The organism is Massilia sp. P2_C2 (assembly GCF_056404615.1).
Genome location: NZ_JBFUDR010000662.1, coordinates 1 through 689, shown reverse-complemented (window position 1 = coordinate 689; position 689 = coordinate 1). Strand labels below are relative to the sequence as shown.

The following is a 689-nucleotide window of genomic DNA, read 5'->3' as shown; positions in this document are numbered from 1 at the left end:
CTACAAGCGGAAATCCGGGCTGCCCACGGGCGAACCTGCGGGACGTGCGGGCCGGAGCGGCCGCAGGGGCATTTGGCCGAGCATGGCGTGCAGGTTGGCTTGCATCGTATTTGCCGACTGTGCAAGAAACTGGGACTGCGCTGCAAGCAAAAACGCAAGTTCAAGGCGACCACAAATCGAACCACAACCTGCCAGTCACACCGAACCTGCTCGGGCAGCGAGCGGTTCGCCACCGAGGCGCCGGACCAGGTATGGACCGGTGACCTGGCGTACATCGCGACCGATGGGGGCTGGCTGTACCTGGCAGGATTGATGGACCTGTATTCCGGCGAAATCGTCGGCTACGCGATGGGCGAGCGCATGACACGGCACTTAGTGATGCAGGCCCTGTTCCGGGCCGTCTCGCTGCGCCGCATGCATATCGCGCGCTGCTGGCCTAGTTCGGCATGCAGGCGTCGATGAGTCGGCGCGGGCACTATTACGATAACGCACCCACCGCGAGTTTCTCGGGAACGCTCAAGAACGAACTCATGCATACCGGCGCTATGCGACACGCGAGCAGGCCCGGCTCGAGATCGCTGAGGATCGACATGTTTTACAATCGCCAGCGGCGGCAGGCCCGGCTGGGCTTCCTGTCGCCGGCAGCATTCAGGCAGCAACACCTTCAGCAAAGGACTGCTGCTTGACAC

1 pseudogene is annotated in these 689 nt (G+C 62.8%); it reads left to right on the top strand.

From position 1 onward, the window contains the following. Positions 1-686: pseudogene (locus AC1DYX_RS31710) on the top strand (IS3 family transposase); the annotation flags it as partial. Positions 687-689: the final 3 nt, after the last annotated feature.